We start from the raw sequence: 1,748 nt of genomic DNA, 5'->3' as shown, positions 1-1,748 counted from the left end.
CGCCGGCTGGCCCCGTTGCGTACGGAGCACCACCGGGTGGCCCGGCTCGCCTCGCTCGCGGCTGGCACGTCCGCGGAGAACGAGCGGAAGATGCGGCTGGAGTCGTACGTGCTGGCCGCCCGGCTCGAACAGGTCGCCGCCGCCGCGACGGCCCGGCTGGCACGGATGTCGTCCGGCCGGTTCACGCTGGTGCACTCCGACGAGCGGGCGAACGGCCGGGGCCGCCACGGCCTCGGGCTGCACGTCGTGGACGCCTGGACCGGCACCGAGCGGGACACCGCCACCCTCTCCGGCGGCGAGTCGTTCTTCGCCTCCCTCGCCCTGGCCCTCGGCCTGTCCGACGTGGTGGCGGAGGAGGCCGGGGGCGTCCGGCTCGACACGCTCTTCATCGACGAGGGCTTCGGCAGCCTGGACGAACAGACGCTGGACGAGGTGCTGGACGTGCTCGACGCGCTGCGCGAGCGGGACCGCACGGTGGGCATCGTCAGCCACGTGCCGGAGCTGCGCCGGCGGATCCCGGCGCAGCTGGAGGTCGTCAAGGGCCGCTCGGGCTCGTACGTACGCCACCGCACGGCCGCCGACCGCTGACCGCCCTCCGGCCGCACGTCCGGCGGGCCGCGGGGACGCGTACGGCCGCGACCCCTGCCGGGGCCGCGGCCGTCACCTCACACCGGACTCACAGCGCCGACAGCTCGGCCTCCAGGTCGTCCAGCCCGAGGGAGCCCTGCGACAGCGCGGCCATGTGCCACGCCTTGGCGTCGAAGTCCGCGCCGCGCGCCTTGCGCGCCGCGTCCCGGCCGCGCAGCCAGGCCCGTTCGCCGATCTTGTAGCCGATCGCCTGCCCCGGCATCGACAGATAGCGCGTCAGCTCGCTCTCCACGAAGTCCGCGGGCCGGCCGCTGTGCATCCCGAAGAACTCCTGCGCCAGCGCCGGCGTCCACCGCTCGCCCGGGTGGAAGGGGGAGTGGTCCGGGATCGCCAGCTCCAGGTGCATGCCGATGTCGACGATCACCCGCGCGGCGCGCATCATCTGCGCGTCCAGGTAGCCGAGCCGCCGCTCCGCGTCGGTGAGGAAGCCCAGCTCGTCCATCAGCCGCTCCGCGTACAGGGCCCAGCCCTCGCAGTTGGCGCTGACCCAGCCGATCGTCGACTGGTAGCGGGAGAGCTGGTCCTTGACGTACACCCACTGCGCGAGCTGGAGATGGTGGCCGGGCACGCCCTCGTGGTACCAGGTGGAGACCAGGTCGTAGACCGGGAAGCGGGTCTCGCCCATCGTCGGCAGCCAGGTGCGCCCGGGACGGGAGAAGTCCTCGGCGGGCGGCGTGTAGTACGGCGCGGCGGCGCCGCCGGGCGGCGCGATCCGGGACTCCACCCGGCGGACCGGCTCGGCCAGGTCGAAGTGCGTGCCGTCGAGCGCCGAGATGGCCTCGTCCATGATGCCCTGCAGCCAGTCGCGGACGGCGTCCTCGCCCTCGATGTGGGCGCCGTGCTCGTCCAGGTGCTTCAGCGCCTCCCAGGGGGTGGCGGCGCCGGGGAGGATCTTCGCGGCCTCGGTCTTCATCTCGCCGATCAGCCGGTGGTACTCGGACCAGCCGTAGGCGTACGCCTCGTCCAGGTCGAGGTCCGCGCCGTTGAAGAAGCGCGACCAGCGGGCGTAGCGCTCGCGTCCGACGACGTCGGGGGTGCCGGCCGCGGCGGGCACGTACACGTCGCGCATCCAGTCGCGCAGCGCACCGAGGGCGGCGGTC

2 protein-coding genes are annotated in these 1,748 nt (G+C 74.0%); one reads left to right on the top strand and one right to left on the bottom strand.

The window, feature by feature from the left end; translation table 11 throughout:
• Window positions 1-588, top strand: a 588-nt coding sequence (locus H5J30_RS31255) for an SbcC/MukB-like Walker B domain-containing protein (protein ID WP_309505691.1), incomplete at its 5' end; no start/stop codon positions are given.
• Window positions 589-676: 88 nt separating this feature from the next.
• Here the strand turns inward: H5J30_RS31255 and H5J30_RS31250 are convergent.
• Window positions 677-1,748: DUF885 domain-containing protein (locus H5J30_RS31250; RefSeq protein WP_181790901.1), on the bottom strand; the 1,072-nt coding region annotated here is incomplete at its 5' end.

Source organism: Streptomyces phytophilus (genome assembly GCF_013870535.1).
GTDB lineage: Bacteria > Actinomycetota > Actinomycetes > Streptomycetales > Streptomycetaceae > Streptomyces > Streptomyces phytophilus.
This window is presented reverse-complemented; position numbering and strand designations above follow the sequence as displayed.